Origin of the sequence: Williamsia sp. MIQD14 (genome assembly GCF_051025635.1) — a bacterium.
In the GTDB taxonomy this organism is placed as follows: domain Bacteria; phylum Actinomycetota; class Actinomycetes; order Mycobacteriales; family Mycobacteriaceae; genus Williamsia_A.
In genome coordinates, this window is the sequence record NZ_JBPFDG010000005.1 from 177489 (window position 1) to 197232 (window position 19744).

A 19744-nucleotide genomic window follows, 5' to 3' on the forward strand; every position below is an offset into this window, starting at 1 on the left:
TCGCCTGCCACGGCATCGGTGTGATCTGGCGCACCGGTAAGGTGACCGGCGACGATGCTCTGTGGACTCCGATCGGCCCAGCCCACACGGCCGAACGCCACAGAGCCACGATCCTCCGCATCGGTGGATCAGGGGGAACACCACGGAAGGAAGATGGCACCCATGACCGAGCTGGACCCGTTCTACGAGGATGTGCAGGCGCACTACGACCTCTCCAACGACTTCTTCGATCTGTTCCTCGACCCCTCGCGGATGTACAGCTGCGCGTACTTCAAAGAGGACGACTACACCCTCGAGCAGGCGCAGTACGCGAAGATCGACCTCTCGCTGGGCAAGCTCGGCCTCGAGCCGGGGATGACGTTGCTCGACGTCGGCTGCGGCTGGGGCACCACGATCAAGCGGGCGATGGAGAAATACGACGTCAACGTCATCGGTCTCACACTGAGCAAGAACCAGTACGAGCTGGTGAACGCGTCGTTGGCCGAGGCCACCCCCGAGGGACGGACCGCCGAGGTGCGCCTGCAGGGTTGGGAGGAGTTCGAGCAGCCCGTCGACCGCATCGTGAGCATCGGCGCGTTCGAGCATTTCCGCGCCGAGCGGTACCCGCAGTTCTTCGAGAAGACCTACAAGCTGCTGCCGTCCGACGGTCGGATGCTGCTGCACACCATCGTGGCGTTCAACCGCCACGTGATCCGGGAGAAAGGACTGCCCATCACCCGCGAGGTGCTGCAGTTCGCCCGCTTCATCGCCAACGAGATCTTCCCGGGCGGACAGCTCCCCGAACCGCACGACGTCGAGCGCGAGTCGACCGCCGCCGGTTTCACCGTGGAGAAGATCCAGCCCCTGCAGCAGCACTACGCACGGACCCTCGACATCTGGGCCGACGCCCTGCAGAAGCGTCGCGACGACGCGATCCGCATCGCGTCGGAGGACGTGTACAACACCTACATCCACTACCTCACCGGATGCGCCGACTACTTCCGCAACGGATACATCGACGTCATGCAGTTCACGCTGGCGAAGTAACCCGCCGCCACCGATCCACCCCTCGACCCCCGGTCACGACCGGGGGTCGAGCACGTCGAGCATGCCCTGCACCGCCGAGGGCCAGCCGTAGGCCTCGGCCCGCAGACGTGCGCTGACCCGCCCGTCCGACGACAGCGCGAACACCGACCGCACACCGTCGGTGAACTCATCGGTGGTGTTCCCCGCGATCGCGCCGCACCGGTCGGTGACCATCTCCGCGACCGCCGAGGTACGCGAGGCGACGACCGGCGTCCCCGCGGCGAGCGACTCCAGGGCCGACAGACAGAAGGTCTCGTGCGGTCCCGGCGCCAGGGCGACATCGGCCGCGGCGAGCAGCTCGGCGACACGCGTCCGGTTGTCGAGGAACCCGGTGAACTCGACCGGCAGCCCGGCGGCGCGACGTGTCAACGAGGCCCGGCGAGGACCGTCGCCCGCGATCACCAACCGGGCGTCGACGCCCGCGGCGAGCAACCCCGCGCAGGTGTCGATGCTGCGTTCGACGTGCTTCTCCACCGAGAGCCGTCCACAGTGCACGAGCAGGCGCGCGGACCCGGCCCGCCACTCGTCGACGGTGGCGGTGCTGCGACGCCGCGGATGGAACAGGTCGAGGTCGACCCCGAGCGGGACCCGGTGGACGTTCGTCGCGCCGATCCGGTCGAACTCGGCGCGGGCGAACTCGGTCGTGCACACCACCGCGTCGTATCCCGACGCGGTGCGGGCGTTGGCGACGTCGGCCGCGGCGCGGGCCCACCGCGCGGGCATCACCTGTCCGAGGAGTCGGTCGAGGCGCTCGTGACTGATCATCACCGACGCGATGTCGCGGCGGCGTGCCCACGGTCCGAGGCCACGCAACGTCAGCCGATCGGAGACCTCGAGGGCGTTTGGTGCCAACCCGACGAGGAGGTCGGTCACCCGTCGCGGGTCGGCCACCCGGTATCCGCCGGTGCCCGGGATCTTGAGGGCGGGCACCGTGATGCGCGCCACGCCGGAGGCGAGGACCTCCTCCGACGCCGCGCGGCCCGGGACGATCACCGTGACGGAGTGCCCGTGATCGGTGTAGCCGCGTCCGAGTTGGTCGACCGCGGTACGGAGTCCACCGGATCGCGGACCGTAGAAGTTCGCGACCTGCACGATGCGCATGACCGGAGTGTCGCACCCCGCCCGACCTCGTCGTGTTACGCCGAGATGACCGGCGGCACAACATGTGCACAATTCACGCCGCCACTTTCGTGACGTCACACAGGCTGACCGAAGGTCACAGGAAGGTCTCAGAAAACGCCGCTAATCTCGCAACATGGACACCATCGCCGACAAGGAATCACGACTCTCGTGGGTGCTCGCCGGTCTCGCCGGATTGGTGGGCGCAGCCGCATTCACCCAGACCGGAGGGTATTTCGTCACCTTCATGACCGGAAACGCCGAACGCGGTGCGCTCGGGTTTCTCCAGGGCCGGCCCTGGATGGCCACTGCGGCGTTGCTGATCACCGTGTCGTTCGTCTCAGGCGTCGTCGTTGCGTCGTTGTGCCGCAGGCATTTCTGGGTCAACCACCCACATGGGGCCACGGTGCTCACCACCGGCGCGCTCGCCATCGCGACCGTGGTCGACCTGTTCATGGCGGGATGGGATGCGCCGCAACTGAACTTCGTGCCGATCATCTTCGTCGCCTTCGGCATCGGCGCTCTCAACACCTCGTTCTGCAAGAACGGTGAGGTGTCGATCCCGCTGAGCTACGTGACCGGGACCCTGGTGAAGATGGGCCAGGGAATCGAGCGCCACATCAGCGGCGGCCCGATCAACGCGTGGCTCGGGTACTTTCTCCTCTACGCCTCGTTCTTCTTCGGAGCTGTCGCGGGTGGGATCATCAGTCTCGTCATCACCAACCCCCAGATGCTCCTCGTCGCCACCGTGATCAGCGCGGCGACGACGCTCTACACGTATTCGAGCGCCGACCGCAGCGGTGTCCTCGGCTGATCTGGGCGCCCGAACCCGGTGTGATCACTCGTATTTCGGCACCACCGCGTAGACGATGAGATCGCGGGGCGCGCCCTTGGCCCGAAACCGCCTGCGGCGCGTGATGTATTTGTCCGCGCGGGTCGCGTCGAGGGTGGAACTGGTCGCCAGCACCTCTCCCCCGGCCGCGGCGTCGGCCACCCGGGCGGCGATGTTCACATCCACACCGAGGTAGTCGTCGCCCTCCCGGCGTGGCTTACCCGTGTGCAGCCCGGCGCGCAGGGCGGGTCGATGGCCGTCGACGGTGATGGCGCTGACCGCGACGCAGGCCTCGTGCGCCGCCTCGATGGCGTCGGCGCCTTCGGTGAACACGGCCATGGTGCCGTCGCCGAGTGACTTGACCACACGTCCGTTGCGGCGGGTGACGACCTCGTCGGTCGCCGCGTTGACCTGACGCAACAACAGCAGAACCTTGTCGTCGCCGGCCGCCAGCGCCCAGGTGGAGAAACCGACGAGGTCGGTGAACAGAATGGTGACGAACTCGCTGGGGGTCTCGGTCGGGGCGCGCCGTGCGCCGATCGCCTGCCAGAGCTGCACCGCGGTGAGACCGAGCTCCCGCAGCGCGCTGGGTTCGTCGGCCGCGGCCTCGCCGATGAGGCGCGCTATCCGGTCACTGCGGCGCGTCGGGTTGCTCGACACCTCGAGGATCGGGAGATCACCCGGCGCCACCTGCCGGGCGGTGCGCGCGGCGCGCACCACCGAATCGGTGCGGTTGACCCGCGCTGCCCACCGCCGCGCGGACTGCAGACCGTCGACGATCGCGCGCCCGGGGCTGCGCTTGTCCCCCGATTCAGCCATGGTCGGGTGATCCAAGCGCGCGGCGTGCGGCGGTCGGATCGGCGCCCGCCGGCCGGGGTGTCGGGGTCACAGGTCGATCGTGCATCGACCGGAGACAGTGCTGATGCAGGTCTGGATGCGATCGCCCTCGCGACTCTCGGTCCCGTTGCGCAGGTCTCGGGTGTAACCCCCGGTCAGCTGCACCACGCAGCTCTGACAGATACCCATCCGGCACCCGAACGGCATCTGCACGCCCTGACCCTCGCCGGCCTCGAGCAGGGTGGTCGCACCGTCGATCTCGAGGGACTTGCCCGACCGCGTGAACGTGACCGTGCCGCCCTCACCACCCTTGTCGGTGCGGGCGATCGCGAAACGTTCGACGTGCAGGTTCTCGGCCAGGCCGGCCGCACCCCATGTGTGTTCGACGTCGTCGAGCATCGCGATCGGGCCGCACGCCCACGTCGACCGTGTCCGCCAGTCGGCGACGCGATCACCGAGTCGGTCGAGGTCCACCTTGCCCATGGTGCGCGTCAGTTGCAGGTCGAGCGTGTAGCCCACACCCGCCGCCGCGAGGTCCTCGAGTTCGTCGAGGAAGATGACGTCGTCGCGGGTCGGTGCCGAGTGCACGTGCACGATGTCGGGTGTCTCGCCCCGCGACCGCAGCCCCCGCAGCATGGAGATGACCGGGGTGATCCCGCTGCCCGCGGTGATGAAGAGGATCGCCGGCGGGGCCGGATGCGGCAGCGTGAAATCCCCCTTGGGGGCGGCGAGCCGGATGACGGTGCCGGGCTGGACGCCGTCCACGAGGTGCGTCGAGAGGAAGCCGTCGGGGTTGGCCTTGACGGTGATGGTGATCCGCTTCTTGCGGGTGGTGCCGATGGAGGTCAGCGAGTACGACCGCCAGTGCCAACGGCCCTCGATCTGTAGACCGATGCCGACGTATTGGCCGGGTTGGTAGTTGTGCGAGAACCCCCACCCGGTCTCGATCTCGACGGTCGCGGTGTCGGTGGTCTCGCGCGTCACCGCCACGATCCGGCCGCGCAACTCCCGCGCCGACCACAGCGGGTTGAGCAGGTGCAGGTAATCGTCGGGCAGCAGCGGTGTCGTCGCGCGCGCCACCAGTCCACGCAGCACGTTCACCTGCGGCATCGTCGCCGAGACGTCCGCGGCGGGCCGTCGGCTCCACTTCAACAGATCCATGTCCATCCCTGCCCGTCTTCTCGGCCGATCACGAACCGGTCCTCGACGCCCAAGGACCGCCGAGCACTTTACCCGCCGGTCGCCGAGGGTCGGTCGACGATGCGTCGGGTGGTGAATCACTCGGTGGCGGTGGCCATCTCGCCGGCCGGGGAACCGGCGGCCGGTGGCGTCGTGTCGTCGCCCGCCTCGCGTCGATTGGCGATGACACTGCTGATGAAGGCCGCGCCGATGAACGCGACCCCGACGAGACCGGTGATGATCTCGTTGATGTGGTACTCGATCGAGATGAAGAGGATCACCGACAGGGCGCCGATGGCCCAGTGCGCGCCGTGTTCGAGGTACCGGTACTCGGCGAGGGTTCCCTGGCGGACCAGGAACACGGTGATCGACCGGACGAACATCGCGCCGATGAAGCCGAGGCCCAGGGCGATGATGATCGGGTCGGCGGTGATGGCGAACGCGCCGATGACGCCGTCGAAGGAGAACGACGCGTCGAGCACCTCGAGATAGAGGAAGAGGAAGAACGCGGCCTTGCCGGTCGCCTTGACCAATGTCGACGGCCCACCCGCGGCCCGCGACGCGACGTCGCGCTCGTGGTCCTCCTCGAGCTGCTCGGTGTGGAACAGCGAGCCGAGACCGTCGACGGCGATGTAGGTGATCATGCCCAGCACACCGGCGATCATGATCGTCGCGCGATGCTGATCGTCAGCGAGGAACTCCGCGACGAGGGTGAGGCTGCCGCCGGCGATGATCACCGAGAGCGCATCGAGCTTGCCGATGGCCGCCAACGGCTTCTCGAACCACGACAGCCACTTGGTGTCGCGTTCGGCGAGGATGAAGTTCAGGAACAGCATGAACAGGAACATCCCGCCGAACGCGGCGATCTGCGGATGGGCGTCGGTGAGGATCTTCTCGTAGCTCGGGCTGCCGTCTGCGAAGTTGTCGGCACCGTTGGCGGGCGGGTTCATCGCCAGATCGAACGCACGGACCGGATCCAGTCCCGCCGTGACCCAGACGATCACGAGCGGGAACAGGAGCCGCATCCCGAAGACGGCGATGATGATGCCGACGGTGAGGAACATCTTCTGCCAGAACTCGCTCATCTTCTCCAACACGGTCGCATTGATGACCGCGTTGTCGAAGGAGAGCGAGACCTCGAGCACACCGAGGATGGCGCACAGCGCCACCGCTTCCCAGCTGCCGTAGATGAACGCCACCACCAGAGCGGCGATGGTCACCAGGATCGAGATCCCGAAGGTGCGAACAACCACGAGGGGAAGCCTTTCGGAGGGGGCTAGCGAATCAGACGTTCACACCGTAGTCGCGTGCGATTCCGGCGAGTCCCGAGGCATACCCCTGGCCGACCGCGCGGAACTTCCACTCCGAGCCCGCACGGTAGAGCTCACCGAAGACCATGGCCGTCTCGGTGGAGGCGTCCTCGGAGAGGTCGTAGCGGGCGAGCTCCTTGCTGTTGGCCTGATCGACCACGCGGATGAACGCGTTGCGGACCTGGCCGAACGACTGCGAACGCGCATCCGCGTCGTAGATGGAGACAGGGAAGACGATGGAGTCGACCTCCGGCGGGACCGCCGACAGGTTGACCTTGATGACCTCGTCGTCGCCCTCGCCCTCACCGGTGGTGTTGTCGCCGGTGTGCTCGATGGAGCCGTCGGGAGAGGTCAGGTTGTTGAAGAAGACGAAGTGCTTGTCCGACAACGCCTTCTTGTCGGTGCCGGCGGCGATGGCGCTGGCATCGAGGTCGAAATCGGTTCCGGTGGTGGTGCGGATGTCCCAGCCCAGACCCACCGACACCGCGGTGAGGTTCGGTGCCTCCTTGGTGAGAGAAACGTTGCCGCCCTTGCTCAAGCTGACGCCCATGTCAGTCCCTTTCTTCAGTGGTCATTCCGTGGGTAACCGTACGTGAGATCCGACAAACCGCGCGAGGGATCCACGGGGGCAACGGACGGGGCACGCGTCGCGTTCCCGAGCGGGGCAGCCGCCCGGCGAGACCGTGGCGACGACCTCCGCCCAGTACGATCGCGCTCGTGGTCAGTGGCTGGTTTCGACGCGCTCCGCGTGCGGGCGGCACCCCCACGCCGCGATCGGCGCCGTCGGGACCGCTCGACGGCCCGCGCGAGGCGATGGTCCGCGACTTCCTGGCACTCGACCAGCGGCTGTCGATCATCGCCGAGGGTGTCGACGCCGCCGCCGAGCTCGCGACCGACCGGTCGCTGACCCGCCAGTTCGAGCCCGTGCGGGCATCGGTCTACGCCTCGATCGACTGGTACCTGCGGCTGAGCGGCCAATCGACCGAACTCTCCGCCACCGGGTCGGGACTGGTGTCGGAGACCGAATACCGGCAGTGTTCCGAGGCTCTGCAGAAGTCGATCACCGACCTCGACCGCTTCTACAGCGCGCACTCGACCGCGATCGAGAACGCCCGGGCCGTGCGTGCCGCGGTGCCCGACGAGGCGGGGGCGACCGCGCGGGAGTCCGACGCCGCGGTCGCCGCGGCCCAGGCTGTCGATCCGCACCTGCAGGCGTATTCGTCGGTGCGCGCCGCCCTGGCCGAGCACGCGCGTGCCCGCGACGCCTTCGACCGGGCGCGCACAGCAGGCGAGTCCTCGCAGATCCACACGGCGACGGCCGAACTCACCACGGCGGTCGAGGCGCTGCGCGAGGCGGTGGCGGGTGCGCCGGGCCGCGCCGAGGAGGTACGCAGGGCGCTGGCCTCGGTGCGGACCCGCCGGTCGGCGGTCGCCACCCGCGCACAACGACTCCCCCAGGCGTATTCGGCTCTGCTGCGGGAGTTCTCGGCCGCGTGCTCGCAGGATCTGGTCGGTGACGACCGGCGCGGCGACGAGGCCCTGCGATCGGCCGACCACTTCATCGACGCCGCGGGCGAGCTCCTCGCCACCGACGCCGACGCGGCCGCCGACCGTGTCGCCTCGGCGCGCGGTCGCCTCGCCGACGCAGAACGATTTGTCGACGGCGTCACCGATCGCCTCGCACTGTTGCGTGAGGTACGAGCCGATCCACGGGTGATCGAGGGCGAGGTCCGCTTCGCGATCCGCGACGCGCAGCTGCTCGCGGTCGACCGTCGTCTGGTCCCGCGGTGGGGGTCGGTGCTCGATGCCGCGGCGGCGCGTGTCGACCGTGCGACGGCGGCGTTGGTCGGCACGCACCCCGACTACTGGGGGTACGTGCAGGAACTGACCTCGGTGGCCGGTTTCGTCGCCGAGACGGTCACGAAGATGAAGGGTGAGGGGCGCCGGTGAGCGCAGACGGGCCCCGCAGCGTCACCCACTTCCCGATGCTGTCGGCGTCGGAGTCCGAGCGGTTGTTCCACCGACGCCCGCATGCGGTCCCGATCGACGGTGACGTCGACCTCGTGTCCACCGCGCTGGGGGCGACGCTGTACATCCCGGCCGTGCGCGACAACCTCGCCGAGCTGATCGTCCGTGCCGGCGTGGCGGGTTCGGTGTCGGTGGTCATCGACCTCGAGGACGCGGTCCCCGACGAGCAGGTGCAGTCGGGCGTCGCAGCGATCGTGACGACACTGCACTCGTTGTCGGCGCAGCCGTCGGTGCCGATGGTCTTCGTCCGGGTGCGTCATCCCGGTCAGATCGACGAGGTGCTCGGTGCGATCGCCGACGACACCGACACCCTCGCCGGGTTCGTGCTGCCCAAGTTCTCCGCCGACACCGGCCGGTCGTTCCTCGACCCGATCGTGGCGGCGAACGCCAACCGCCCCCACCGGCTGCGAGCGATGCCGATCATCGAGACCGCGCGGGTGCTGCACCTCGAGACCCGCTCCGACGAGCTGCACGCCATCGCCGAACTGCTCGCCGGCTACCGGTCGGTGATCCTCGCGGTCCGGATCGGGGCCACCGATCTCAGCGGCGCCTTCGGCATCCGACGCGACCCCGACCTCACGATCTACGACGTCCACCCGGTGGCCTCGGTCATCGCGTCGATCGTCAACGTCCTCGGCCGCCGCGACGGCACGGGGTTCACCATCACCGGCCCGGTCTGGGAGTACTACAACGCCCACGAACGGATGTTCCGACCGTTGTTGCGCAACACGCCTTTCCGTGAGATCGACGCGGTGCGGTTCCGCAATCGTCTCGTCAGTCGGGATCTCGACGGCCTGCTGCGCGAACTGGTGCTCGACCGGGCCAACGGCCTGCAGGGCAAGACCGTCATCCACCCCACCCACGTCAACGTCGTGCACTCGGTGTGCGCGGTGTCGCACGAGGAGTTCGTCGACGCGCTGGCGGTACTGGCCCTCACCGAGTCCGACCTCGACGACGTCGGTGAAGGTGGCTCCACGCGGTCGGTCACCGAGGCGGTCGACGCCGTGGTCACCGATGCGGCCGATGTCGGTGGCGTGCTGCCGTCGGAATACCGCAACAAGATGAACGAGCGCCGCCCGCATCGCAACTGGGCGATCCGGACGCTGACCCGTGCAACGGTCTTCGGGGTCACCCGGCCCGAGGTCGGCGTCATCGAACTGCTCACGGCCGTGGTGGACCGATGACCGATCGATGGGCCGAGACCCATCTCGGACTCCGCGCACATCATGTCGACTCCTCGGCCGGACACACCGTCGACGAACTCATCGTCCCGGGTCTGCGGCGAAACCCGCGGCGCGCACACCTCTGGGTGTCGACGGTGCTGGGCAAACACCTACCGGTGGCCCCCTCGACGATCCTGCGTGCAGCGGAGGACCTCGCCGATCTCGCCACGGCCGAACTGTCGCGTCGTGGGCTCCATGACGACGTCACCGTGTTCGGGTTCGCCGAGACCGCAACCGGTCTGGGGCACTGTGTGGCGCACCGGATGGCCGCGGCGGTCTACCTGCACTCCACCCGCCGAACACACCCGGAGACGCCGGTGTTCGCGACGTTCACCGAGGGTCACTCCCACGCGACCGACCACCGGATCTCCCCCACCGGCGCCGAGCTTCTCGCGGGTCCCGGCCCGCTGGTCCTCGTCGACGACGAGATGTCCACCGGGGCCACCGCTCTCGACGCCATCGCATCCCTGCACGCCGTCGTCCCCCGTGGGGTCTACGTTGTCGCGGCGCTGGTCGACATGCGCTCCGACGACGACCGGACCCGATGTGCCGACATCGCGCGCGATCTCGATGTCGACGTCGTGTTCGTGAGCCTCGCCCGGGGACGCGCGGAGATCCCGACCGACCTCGTCGACCGGGTCCTGGCGATGCCCGCGCCGGTCGCGTCACCGCCCCCGACCACTGCGCCGGGCGCCGTCGACACCGTCCGGGTCCCCTTGCCGCCGGCGGTACCCGACGGTGGCAGACACGGATTCCTCGTGGGCGACGAGCCCGCGTTCGCCGAGCAGGTCCGCACGGCCGCCGATGCCGTCGCCGAACGCCTCGACGCGGACACGCCGGTGGTCGTCATCGGCCACGAGGAGCTGATGTACCTGCCCCTGCGCATCGCGTCGGAACTCGAGCAGGGCGGCTGGGATGTGCGCTCGCAGACGACCACACGATCGCCCGCCCACGTCGTCGACGACGACGGCTACCCGCTGCGCCACGGGATGGAGTTCCTCGCCCCGGAGGCGCGATGGTCGGCCGACGCGCCGCGCCGACACCTCTACAACGCCGCCGCCGACGAGCCCGGGACCCAACGGGTGCTGGTGATCGACACCCCCGCCGACACCGCGGAACTGCTGTCCCCCGACGGGTTGGTCGCGGCCCTCACCGCGGGGGGACGGCGGTTGGTCGTCGCCGTCGTCGGGGACACCGACTTCGCCGCGCTCGCCGCGAGCCGGGGCGCGTCGTGACCGCGTCGACCCCGGACCCGCTGTACGGGCCGTCCTTCGGCAGTTATGCCGCCGACGACGTCGCCTGGTTGCTCACCGACCTCTCCGACCGGGATCTCGAGGCCGACATCACCGCGCGCGAGAAGGCGATACAGGCCGGGACCGCGCATTACGCCGAGTCCCTGCCCGTCGAGTTCCAGCCTGACGCCGCGTACCGGGAACTGTTCGCGACGGTGCTGGCCGACACCGCCGACACCCTCGCCTCCGCCGTCGCGGTCGTCACCGAACTCGTCCTCGCCGAGCGCGGCCACGACATCGTGTTCGCGTCGCTGGCGCGGGCGGGAACGCCGATCGGGATCCTGATGCGCCGCTGGGCGCGGCACCGACACGGTCTCGACCTGCCGCACTACGCAGTGTCGATCGTCCGCGACCGCGGCATCGATCCCGTCGCACTCGACCACATCGCGGCCCACCACGACCCGGCGTCGGTCGTCTTCGTCGACGGATGGACCGGCAAGGGGGCGATCGCGAAGGAGCTCGCGCAGGCGCTCGAGGTCGTCGCCGCGAGCGGCGGACCACGTTTCGACCCCGACCTCGCCGTGCTCGCCGATCCGGGGCACTGCGTGCGGACCTTCGGCACGCGTGCGGACTTCCTGATCGCCTCGGCGTGCCTGAACTCCACGGTGTCGGGACTGGTGTCGCGCACCGTCCTCAACGCCGACCTGATCGGTCCGCGGGACTACCACGGCGCGAAGTTCTACGCCGACCTCGCCGACGACGACGTGTCGAACCTGTTGCTGGACCGCGTATCCGGTCGTTTCGACGCCGTCGCCGACGGGGTGCATGCGGCTGTCGCCTCGGTGGTGCACTCGGACCGGACGCCGACGTGGACCGGGTGGCGATCGGTCGCCGAGGTCGCCGAACGCTACGGCATCAGCTCGGTCAACTTCGTCAAACCCGGTGTCGGGGAGACGACCCGGGTGCTGCTGAGGCGGGTGCCCTGGCGGGTTCTCGTCCGCGATCCCGAGGCCCCCGAACTCCGCCACATCCTCGCTCTGGCCCGCAGCCGGGACGTCCCCGTGGAGGTCGTCGACGACCTCGCCTACGCCTGCATGGGCCTGATCAAGGAGATGCGATGACCACCGTCGGCGCGACGGATCTGATCGCGACCGACCTCGATCGCACCCTGATCTACTCCGCCGCCGCGGCGGGGGTGGCGGCACCCGACGACCCGCTCGCGATGGCCGAGTTCCGCTGCGTCGAGCTCTATCGCGGTGCGCCGCAGTCGTTCATGTCCCCCGCGGCGGTCGAACTGCTCACCGAACTCGACACCCTCGCCGTCGTCGTCCCGACGACGACCCGGAGCGTCGAGCAGTTCCGGCGTGTCGAACTCCCCCTCGACGGCGGTCGACGGCCCCGCTACGCCGTGGCGGCCAACGGTGGCGAGATCCTGCTCGACGGGGTCGCCGATCCGGGGTGGCGCACCGAGGTCGAACGACGCCTGCGCGCGGTGTCCGCACCGGTCGAGGAGGTGTACGACCACCTCGCCGCCGACGCCGATCCGACGTGGTTGACGAACCTGCGCGTCGCCGACGGACTGTTCTGCTACGCCGTGGTGGACCTCCCCGCGATGCCGACGGACGTGGTGTCGGGGTGGCGGGCGTGGGCCGAGCAGCGGGGCTGGAACGTGTCACGCCAGGGACGCAAGATCTACGTCGTCCCCGACCCCCTCACCAAGGCGTCGGCCATCGAGGCCATCGGTGAGCGGTACCTGCCCGAACGCCCGCGCCGGATGTTCGCCGCCGGTGACGGCGTGCTCGACAGGTCGATGCTCGTCGCCGCCGACCGGTCGATCCGGCCGCGCCATGGCGAGTTGCAGGAACTCTCGTGGCACCACCCGTCGTTGTCCGTTACGAGCAGTTCCGGGATCGTCGCCTCGGCGGAGATCCTCGAGACACTGCTCGTCTGGACCCGTACCGACCCGCCGGCACCGGAGACGGTGACACCGGCCGCGCCGCACACCGACCTCGACGAACAGGACCGCAACTGATGGCAACGACGCTGAGCAAGGGACAGAACGGACCGCTCGGGTCCACCGAGGTGGAGATCTCGGTCGATCTGGCCACCGCGGGCGATCTGTCCGCGCTGCTCGTCACCGATGCGGGCAAGGTGCGTACCGACGCCGACTTCGTCTTCTTCAACCAGCCGTCCGGGCCCGGGGTCACCCTCGTGAGCGGAGCGGGGATCGGGACGTTGCGGCTCGACCTGGCCGCGGTACCCGCCGACATCAGTCAGATCCGCGCGGTCATCACCCTCGAGAACGGCACGTTCGGCGCTGTCGCCGCGCCGGTCGCCCACGTGCGCGCCGGAGGTGCCGAGGCGTTCGAGTACCGCATCGAGGGCCTGTCGTCGGAGTCGATCGTCATCGCCCTCGAGGTCTACCGCCGCGGCGCCGACTGGAAGGTCCGCGCGGTCGGTCAGGGTTATGCCGGCGGCTTCGCGGCGCTGGTCACCGACCACGGGGTGTCGGTCGACGACGCCCCGGCCCCGCCTGCATCGACGCCCGCCGCGGCGCCGACCCCGCCACCGGCGACGCCGGCCCCGTCGGTGTCCTACAGCCGCCCGGCCCCCTCGACTCCCCCTCCCGCGCCGGCCGCTCCGCCCGCGACTGCGCCGTCGGGTTCGCAGCCGTGGCCGACCGCCTCCACCGGCGAGGTCAGCCTCAGCAAGGACCGACCGGTCAGCCTCACCAAGGGCCAGCGGGTGTCATTGCAAAAGGACGGCGGGGTCGCACTGACCCGCATCACCATGGGTCTGGGGTGGGACCCGATCCTCACCAAGAAGGGGCTGTTCGGCGGCGGACGCTCTTCGAACATCGACCTCGACGCCTCGGCCATGATGTTCGCCGGCACACAGCTCGCCGACCTCGCCTACTACGGGCAGCTGGTGAGCAAGGACGGGTCGGTGAAACACCACGGCGACAATCTCACCGGCGAAGGTGACGGCGACGACGAGGTGATCGACGTCGACCTCACCCGCATCCCGCAGCAGATCACCCAGATCCTGTTCATCGTCACCTCGTACCAGGGGCAGACGTTCGAGCAGGTCGACAACGCGTTCTGCCGACTCGTGGACCAGTCCAACCGTGCCGAACTCGCGCGTTACACCCTCGCGGGCGGGATGCCGTTCACCGGCATCGTGATGGCGAAGGTCTTCCGTGCTGAGGGTGGATGGAAGCTGCAGGCCGTCGGCGAGGGCATGGCGGCGCGACACCCCGGCGAGGCAGCCAAGCAGATCCAGCGTTTTCTCTGACGGGTCGCGGTCACCGCAGGCGTTCGGCGTCGCCGGCCTGCTCGACCAACCGTCGGCACAGGTCGTCGAGTTCGGCGTGCGACGCCCGCTCGGCGACCGCGGTGGCGACGTCCTCGGCCGCGCAGCGCAGCTCGAAGAGCCGGTCGACCAGGTCGGTCGCCTCGGTGCTCGACAGGATCACCGCGTCGGTGGGAACCGCACTGCCGCCGACCGCGGCGCGTTGCTCGTAGGCCCGTTGGCGGCACGCACGTTTGCAGTACTTCCGTCGGCGGCCCGTCTCGGAGTCGATCACCGGTCGGCCGCACCATGCGCACGCATAGGGGCGCCGCCGACGCTCGGAGTCCATCAGCGCAGGATACCGGTGGTGATCGGGCGGGCCGTGCATCAAGATGACGCGGTGCGGCGGCGTCGCGTCATGTGACCGGTATGGGAATGGCGGGTAGCATGGCGGTGTTCTGGCTCGTATCGACCGGTGCCGATCCGCGGCAGCCCGGTCGGCCCGAAGTCCCGGCGGCTGCGCGGATCGATCGCCGCATCGCCGGTCGACGAGTCCACAGCAGAGAGGACGACACCCATGGCAGATCGAGTACTCCGAGGTAGCCGACTGGGCGCGGTCAGCTACGAGACCGACCGTGACCACGACCTGGCACCTCGCCGCATCGTGCAGTACCGCACCGACAACGGCGAACTGTTCGACGTCCCGTTCGCCGACGACGCCGAGATCCCCTCCAAGTGGCCGTGCAAGAACGGTATGGAAGGCACCATTCTCGAGGGCGCCGAGCCCGACGAGAAGAAGGTCAAGCCGCCGCGTACCCACTGGGACATGCTGCTCGAGCGTCGTAGTGAGGCCGAGCTCGAAGAGCTGCTGACCGAGCGGATGGACCTGCTCAAGCAGCGTCGCCGCGGCGTCACCACCTAGACCCCGGGAGGTCGCATCCGTCGGTCGGTCACGACCGGCGGATGCCCACCTTCTCGAGTCGGTGCTTCATGCCCCACTCGAACACCTTGAAGAACGCCTCGCCGATCACGTCACCACTCATCTTCGATTCGCCGATCTGGCGTTCGGTGAACGTGATCGGCACTTCGCTGACGGTGAAACCGGCCTGGATCGTCCGCCAGGCCAGGTCGATCTGGAAGCAGTAGCCGTGCGAGTCGACCGAGGCGATGTCGATCTTCTCCAGCACCGCGCGACGGTAGGCGCGGTATCCCGCGGTGATGTCGCGTACCCGGACGCCCAGCGCCAGCCGTGAGTAGGTGTTGGCGCCCTGCGACAGGAACTTGCGTCGCTTCGGCCAGTTCACCAGCGCGCCGCCGGCGACGTAGCGCGACCCGATGACGAGGTCGGAGCCGGCGTTGATGCCGTCGAGCAGGCGATGCAGCTGCTCCGGGGCGTGGCTGCCGTCGGCGTCCATCTCGACCAACACGGCGTAGTCGCGCTCGAGACCCCACCCGAACCCGGCGATGTAGGCCCCGCCGAGGCCGCTCTTCTCCGCGCGGTGCATGACGTGGATCCGGCCGTCGGAGTCCACCGACGCCAGCTCGTCGGCCAGCGCGCCGGTGCCGTCGGGGCTGCCGTCGTCGACGACGAGGACGTGCGCCGCCGACAGCGACGAGTGCAGGCGACCGATGATGAGCGGAAGGTTCTCGCGCTCGTTGTAGGTCGGGATGATCACGAGTGTGCCAGCGCCGTCGGGGCCGACCGGGCGGGACGGATCAGGGGCGCCCGACGGATCAGGGGCGCCGGACGGGCCGTGGCCCTGCGGGGTCCGCGAATCCATGGGTCTCCTTCGACTCAGGTCTGCTCGCCGTTCGACCCCGTCGATGCCGCGGTCGTCAGCGGTTCGTCGCCCGGGGTCTCGGCGCGCACATGTTCGCCCAACTTAATACGCCGGACCAGCGCGACCAAAAACCCGATCAGGGTCAGTGCGACCAGCACGGCCTGCGGGATCGCCCCGGCGCGCGTCGCGAGGGTGCGGTTCACGTGCAGCGGGATCGTCGAGACCAGCGTGCCGGGGGCGAAGAACTCGGTGCGGGACGTCACATGGCCGTCGGGGGCGACGATGGCGCTGATGCCGCTCGTCGCCGCGACGGCCACGGCGCGGCCGTGCTCGACCGCCCGGATCTGCGACATCGCGAGCTGCTGATACGTCATCTGGGTACGCCCGAACGTGGCGTTGTTGGTCGGCACGTAGAGGAACTGGGCCCCGGCGTCGACCGCCGATCGCGCCGACCGGTCGAAGGCGACCTCCCAACACGTCGACACGCCCACCCGCACCGACCCGTCGGTCCCTGTGACCGGGACGGTCAGCGCCGTGCTGCCGGTCCCGGCCCGGAAGTTGCCGGCCTTGTCGGCGTAGGAGGAGAAGTGTCGGAAGAACGAGCGCCACGGCAGGTATTCGCCGAACGGTTGCACGATGTGCTTGTCGTAGCGACCGATCGGGCCGTTCGCGCCGTCCCACACCAGGACGGTGTTGGTGGGCCGACCGTCGGCGTTGTCGATGAGCGTGCCCACGAGGATCGGCGCCCCGACCGCACGGGAGGCGGCCGTGATCTCCTCGGCGGCGTCGGAGTTGTCCAGCGGGTCGATGTCGGAGGCGTTCTCCGGCCACAGCACGACATCGGGTCGGGGTTGGGTCCCGGCGCGGATCGCCTCGGCCAGTCGCAGCGTCTCGGCAACGTGGTTGTCGAGCACCGCCCGGCGTTGGGAGTTGAAGTCGAGCCCCAATCGCGGCACGTTGCCCTGGATCGCGGCGATGGTGAGTGTCGATCCGGGGCGGTCGGCGGGGGTGTTCGCGGCGTGCACCGACGGCCACATCGCAGCGGCGGCGATCGGTCCCACCGCGAGGGCGGCGACCGCACCGATCGCCCGCACCCGCAGACGGGGCGGACGGGTGACGGCAAGGATGATCACCGCGGCGACACCGGCGCCGGTGAGTGCCACGACGAACGACAGGCCGGGCACCCCACCCAGGGCCGCGACCGACGTCAGCGGACTGTCGACCTGCCCGAAGGCGGTTGCGCCCCAGGGGAAACCGCCGAACGGGAACGACGATCGTGCCCACTCGACGGTCACCCAGCACAGGGCGAACCACAGGGGCGCGACCCCCAGTCGCATCGTGAGCGTGGCGATCGCGCCGAACAGGGCGAGGTAGAGCGCGAGGACGATCGACAGCGCCACCCACGGCAACGGTCCCACGTACACGCCGATCCACGGGAGCAGCGGCAACCAGAAGGCGGCTCCCCAGACGAATCCGCACCAGGTGCCCGTGCGTACGCCGGGTCGACCCACCGCGAGCGATGCGTACAGCAGGCCGAGCGAGATCACGCCGAAGAACCAGAGGTTGCGCGGTGGGAACGACGCCCACATCGCGACACCGCCCGCGGCGGCGGTCCCGGTCCGGATCAGCCACGTCCGGATCAGCAGGGCGCGGGTCATCAGTTCGGCCTGCGGTAGATGACCTCGCCCGCACGCACCGTGCGCAGGCACACCGGGAGGTCGACGCCGGGGGTGACATCGGGCAGTGCGGGCACACGGGACCGCGGGTCGGTCGACCACCGCGCGACGCTGTCCGACGACCCGGCGGTGACCATCTCCCCCACCTCCCACACGGCGTAGTCGGCGGGCGCGCCAGGCACGAGGGTGCCGCGGTCACGGTCGGTCTCCCCGGCCGCTCGCCACCCGCCACGTGTGCAGGCCGCGAACGCGGCGCGCGGCGAGACGGCGTTGCGGGGGTTGTGGTGATGGACGGCGGCGCGGATCTGCTCCCAGGGGTGGATCGCGGTGACCGGCGCATCGGAGCTGAACGCGAGCGTGACGCCGGCCCGTGCGAGGGCGGCGAAGTCGTTGAGGGTGGTGCCGCGCGGCAACCCGAGTCGCTGTTCGTACAGATCGCCGGGGCCACCCCACAGGGCGTCGAAGATCGGTTGCATGCTCGCGGTGACGCCCGCTCGCGCCAGCACCTCGGCCGCGGCGGCGTCGACCATCTCGGCGTGTTCGATGCGGTGACCGCACCGGGCGACCGCCGCCGACCCCATCTCGTCGATGAGGGTGGTGAACGCGCTGACGACGCACGCGGTGGCCCCGTCACCGATGAGGTGGAAGCCCGCCTGCACACCGGCCTCGGTGCAGGCCCGCAGGTGCGCCAGGACGGTGTCGTGGTCGAGGTAGTCGACGCCGTGGTTGTCGGCGTCGTCGGAGTAGGCGTGGCACAGCCACGCGGTGTGGGACCCGATGGCGCCGTCGATGAACAGGTCGCCGGCCAGGCCGTCGGCGCCCGTGGCGTGCATCAGCGAGCGCGCGTCGTCGGCGGTCGCGACGGCCTGTCCCCAGAGCCGTCGCACCCCGACGGGGTGGTCGAGGTCGGCGATGGCGGCGAAGTCGTTGAGCCCGCTGATGTCGGGACCACCGTTCTCGTGGACCATCACCACGCCGTGCGCGACGGCCTCGTCGAGCGCGCGCAGCTGTGCGTGGCGACGCTGGGTCGGCGTCAGCAGCTCGCGTGCGGCGCCGCGGACCAGGTGGTGTGCCTCGGCGGTGAGCGGTTCCTGGGGGTCGTATCCGTGGGCCGCGTCCACGCCGGCGGCGATCAGACGCAGCGCCGAGGAGGCCACGGCGGAGTGCTCGTCGATGCGGGCGAGGTAGACGGGTCGGTCACCGACGATGGCATCGACCTCGTCGGTGGAGGGACTGGCGTGATCGGTCCACTGCGAGTCGTCCCACCCCAGACCCCAGATCAGGTCACCGTCGGGGGTGTCGGCGGCGTGCGCGCGCAACAGTTCCAGGCAGTGTGACCGGCTCGTGGCGTCGGAGAGGTCCAGCCCGGCCAGCGACAGACCGGTCGAGGTGAGGTGGACGTGGGAGTCCACGAACGCCGGGGCGACGAAAGCTCCCGCGAGATCGTCGATCTCGGCGTCGGGGTGCAGGGCGCGCCCCACACGGTCGGAGCCGATCCAGGAGATGACCCCGTCGGTGACGGCCATCGCGGTCGCGTCCGGGGAGACCGGCGAATAGATGTGCCCGCCGACGAACAGTTGAGTTCCCACGAGGGACCAGTCTGCCCTGTGTGTGCTCGGGTCCCGGCGTCAGGCCGCTCAGCCGATCGAACGCCATCCCGGGGTGGCGCCGGGGGATGCGGGATGCGTCGGGTCGACGACCTCGCCCTCGACGACGATCCCGCGTCCACCGGCGGCGCCGTAGCGGTTCATCGCCGTGACCACGCGGCGTGCGCCGAGCGCGGCGACGAGCGGCCGCGCCAGTGCGCGCACCGGTCCGAGGAGCAGTGCGATGCCGAGCACCGTGCTCACGATGCCGGGGAGGAACAGCAGGAAGACCGAACCGGCCAGCAGTGCGGTGTCGGTGAGCGGTCGCACCGAATCGGTCGAACCGTCTGCCGCGGCGCGCAATTCGGCGAACACCCGGGCACCCTGACGGCGCAGCATCGCGAACCCGACGACCACCGCGGCGAAGGTCGCGAGCAGCGTCCACCAGAACCCGATCGCGTAGACCAGACCGACGAAGGCGCCGATCTCGACGATCAGGTAAGTGGCGAACACGGCGAGCTTCATGGCGATCAGTCCTCGGTTGTGGTGATGGAGTACCCGGTCAACGAACGAGGAGGCGTTTTT

The 19744-nt window shown here is 69.6% G+C and carries 19 protein-coding genes; 9 read left to right on the forward strand and 10 right to left on the reverse strand.

Features of this window, described 5'->3' with window-relative positions; translation table 11 throughout:
- Positions 1-162 precede the first annotated feature (162 nt).
- Positions 163-1026 (forward strand): cyclopropane mycolic acid synthase family methyltransferase, encoded by an 864-nt coding sequence (locus tag ACQ7HM_RS18280; protein ID WP_434217675.1) that lies wholly within the window; start codon positions 163-165, stop codon positions 1024-1026.
- 33 nt (positions 1027-1059) lie between these two features.
- Here ACQ7HM_RS18280 and ACQ7HM_RS18285 read toward each other — a convergent pair whose 3' ends face one another.
- The gene (locus ACQ7HM_RS18285; RefSeq protein WP_434217676.1) at positions 1060-2166 is read right to left on the reverse strand and encodes a glycosyltransferase; all 1107 of its coding nucleotides are present in this window, start codon (positions 2164-2166) and stop codon (positions 1060-1062) included.
- A 154-nt stretch (positions 2167-2320) separates the two neighbouring features.
- On the opposite strand from ACQ7HM_RS18285, the gene ACQ7HM_RS18290 reads away from it, so the two are divergent.
- Positions 2321-2998 carry a YoaK family protein gene (locus ACQ7HM_RS18290; RefSeq protein WP_434217677.1) on the forward strand — a complete coding sequence of 226 codons (678 nt, stop codon included), beginning with the start codon at positions 2321-2323 and terminating at the stop codon, positions 2996-2998.
- Between the two features lie 24 nt (positions 2999-3022).
- On the opposite strand, the gene ACQ7HM_RS18295 is transcribed toward ACQ7HM_RS18290, so the two are convergent.
- The 4 genes from ACQ7HM_RS18295 to ACQ7HM_RS18310 form a co-directional block, all read right to left on the reverse strand.
- On the reverse strand, positions 3023-3835 hold the full coding sequence (locus ACQ7HM_RS18295) for an adenylate/guanylate cyclase domain-containing protein (protein WP_434217678.1): 813 nt from the start codon (positions 3833-3835) through the stop codon (positions 3023-3025).
- 66 nt (positions 3836-3901) lie between these two features.
- Complete coding sequence (locus ACQ7HM_RS18300) at positions 3902-5014, reverse strand: ferredoxin reductase (protein WP_434217679.1); 1113 nt, start codon at positions 5012-5014, stop codon at positions 3902-3904.
- A 116-nt stretch (positions 5015-5130) separates the two neighbouring features.
- Entirely contained in the window at positions 5131-6285 is a 1155-nt protein-coding gene (locus tag ACQ7HM_RS18305) for a DUF475 domain-containing protein (protein ID WP_434217680.1), read from the reverse strand.
- Between the two features lie 31 nt (positions 6286-6316).
- On the reverse strand, positions 6317-6892 hold the full coding sequence (locus ACQ7HM_RS18310) for a TerD family protein (protein WP_434217681.1): 576 nt from the start codon (positions 6890-6892) through the stop codon (positions 6317-6319).
- 167 nt (positions 6893-7059) lie between these two features.
- On the opposite strand from ACQ7HM_RS18310, the gene ACQ7HM_RS18315 reads away from it, so the two are divergent.
- From ACQ7HM_RS18315 to ACQ7HM_RS18340, 6 genes are read left to right on the forward strand one after another with little or no spacing between them, the layout of a single operon-like run.
- On the forward strand, positions 7060-8292 hold the full coding sequence (locus ACQ7HM_RS18315) for a hypothetical protein (RefSeq protein WP_434217682.1): 1233 nt from the start codon (positions 7060-7062) through the stop codon (positions 8290-8292).
- The gene (locus tag ACQ7HM_RS18320) at positions 8289-9554 is read left to right on the forward strand and encodes an HpcH/HpaI aldolase/citrate lyase family protein (protein ID WP_434217683.1); all 1266 of its coding nucleotides are present in this window, start codon (positions 8289-8291) and stop codon (positions 9552-9554) included. The genes ACQ7HM_RS18315 and ACQ7HM_RS18320 overlap by 4 nt, the downstream gene beginning before the upstream one ends.
- On the forward strand, positions 9551-10828 hold the full coding sequence (locus ACQ7HM_RS18325) for a phosphoribosyltransferase family protein (protein WP_434217684.1): 1278 nt from the start codon (positions 9551-9553) through the stop codon (positions 10826-10828). Before ACQ7HM_RS18320 ends, ACQ7HM_RS18325 begins: the two co-directional genes overlap by 4 nt.
- A complete protein-coding gene (locus ACQ7HM_RS18330; RefSeq protein WP_434217685.1) occupies positions 10825-11946 on the forward strand; it encodes a cysteine protease StiP family protein in 1122 nt (373 codons plus the stop codon). Before ACQ7HM_RS18325 ends, ACQ7HM_RS18330 begins: the two co-directional genes overlap by 4 nt.
- On the forward strand, positions 11943-12857 hold the full coding sequence (locus ACQ7HM_RS18335) for an HAD family hydrolase (RefSeq protein ID WP_434217686.1): 915 nt from the start codon (positions 11943-11945) through the stop codon (positions 12855-12857). Before ACQ7HM_RS18330 ends, ACQ7HM_RS18335 begins: the two co-directional genes overlap by 4 nt.
- Positions 12857-14119: a TerD family protein gene (locus ACQ7HM_RS18340; protein WP_434217687.1), complete on the forward strand. Its 1263-nt coding sequence runs from the start codon at positions 12857-12859 to the stop codon at positions 14117-14119. Before ACQ7HM_RS18335 ends, ACQ7HM_RS18340 begins: the two co-directional genes overlap by 1 nt.
- Before the next feature lie 10 nt (positions 14120-14129).
- Here ACQ7HM_RS18340 and ACQ7HM_RS18345 read toward each other — a convergent pair whose 3' ends face one another.
- Complete coding sequence (locus ACQ7HM_RS18345) at positions 14130-14465, reverse strand: hypothetical protein (protein ID WP_434217688.1); 336 nt, start codon at positions 14463-14465, stop codon at positions 14130-14132.
- Positions 14466-14693: 228 nt separating this feature from the next.
- Here ACQ7HM_RS18345 and ACQ7HM_RS18350 point away from each other — a divergent pair, with 228 nt between their 5' ends.
- On the forward strand, positions 14694-15038 hold the full coding sequence (locus ACQ7HM_RS18350; RefSeq protein ID WP_045822805.1) for an RNA polymerase-binding protein RbpA: 345 nt from the start codon (positions 14694-14696) through the stop codon (positions 15036-15038).
- 28 nt (positions 15039-15066) lie between these two features.
- Here ACQ7HM_RS18350 and ACQ7HM_RS18355 read toward each other — a convergent pair whose 3' ends face one another.
- Genes ACQ7HM_RS18355 through ACQ7HM_RS18370 form a run of 4 tightly spaced genes read right to left on the reverse strand, consistent with a single transcriptional unit; the run spans position 15067 to position 19684 of the window.
- Complete coding sequence (locus ACQ7HM_RS18355; RefSeq protein WP_434217689.1) at positions 15067-15897, reverse strand: polyprenol monophosphomannose synthase; 831 nt, start codon at positions 15895-15897, stop codon at positions 15067-15069.
- Positions 15898-15911: 14 nt separating this feature from the next.
- On the reverse strand, positions 15912-17555 hold the full coding sequence (lnt, locus tag ACQ7HM_RS18360; RefSeq protein WP_434217690.1) for an apolipoprotein N-acyltransferase: 1644 nt from the start codon (positions 17553-17555) through the stop codon (positions 15912-15914).
- The gene (locus ACQ7HM_RS18365) at positions 17555-19162 is read right to left on the reverse strand and encodes an amidohydrolase (RefSeq protein WP_434217691.1); all 1608 of its coding nucleotides are present in this window, start codon (positions 19160-19162) and stop codon (positions 17555-17557) included. Before ACQ7HM_RS18365 ends, lnt begins: the two co-directional genes overlap by 1 nt.
- Before the next feature lie 48 nt (positions 19163-19210).
- Complete coding sequence (locus tag ACQ7HM_RS18370) at positions 19211-19684, reverse strand: FxsA family protein (RefSeq protein WP_434217692.1); 474 nt, start codon at positions 19682-19684, stop codon at positions 19211-19213.
- Between the last annotated feature and the right edge of the window lie 60 nt (positions 19685-19744).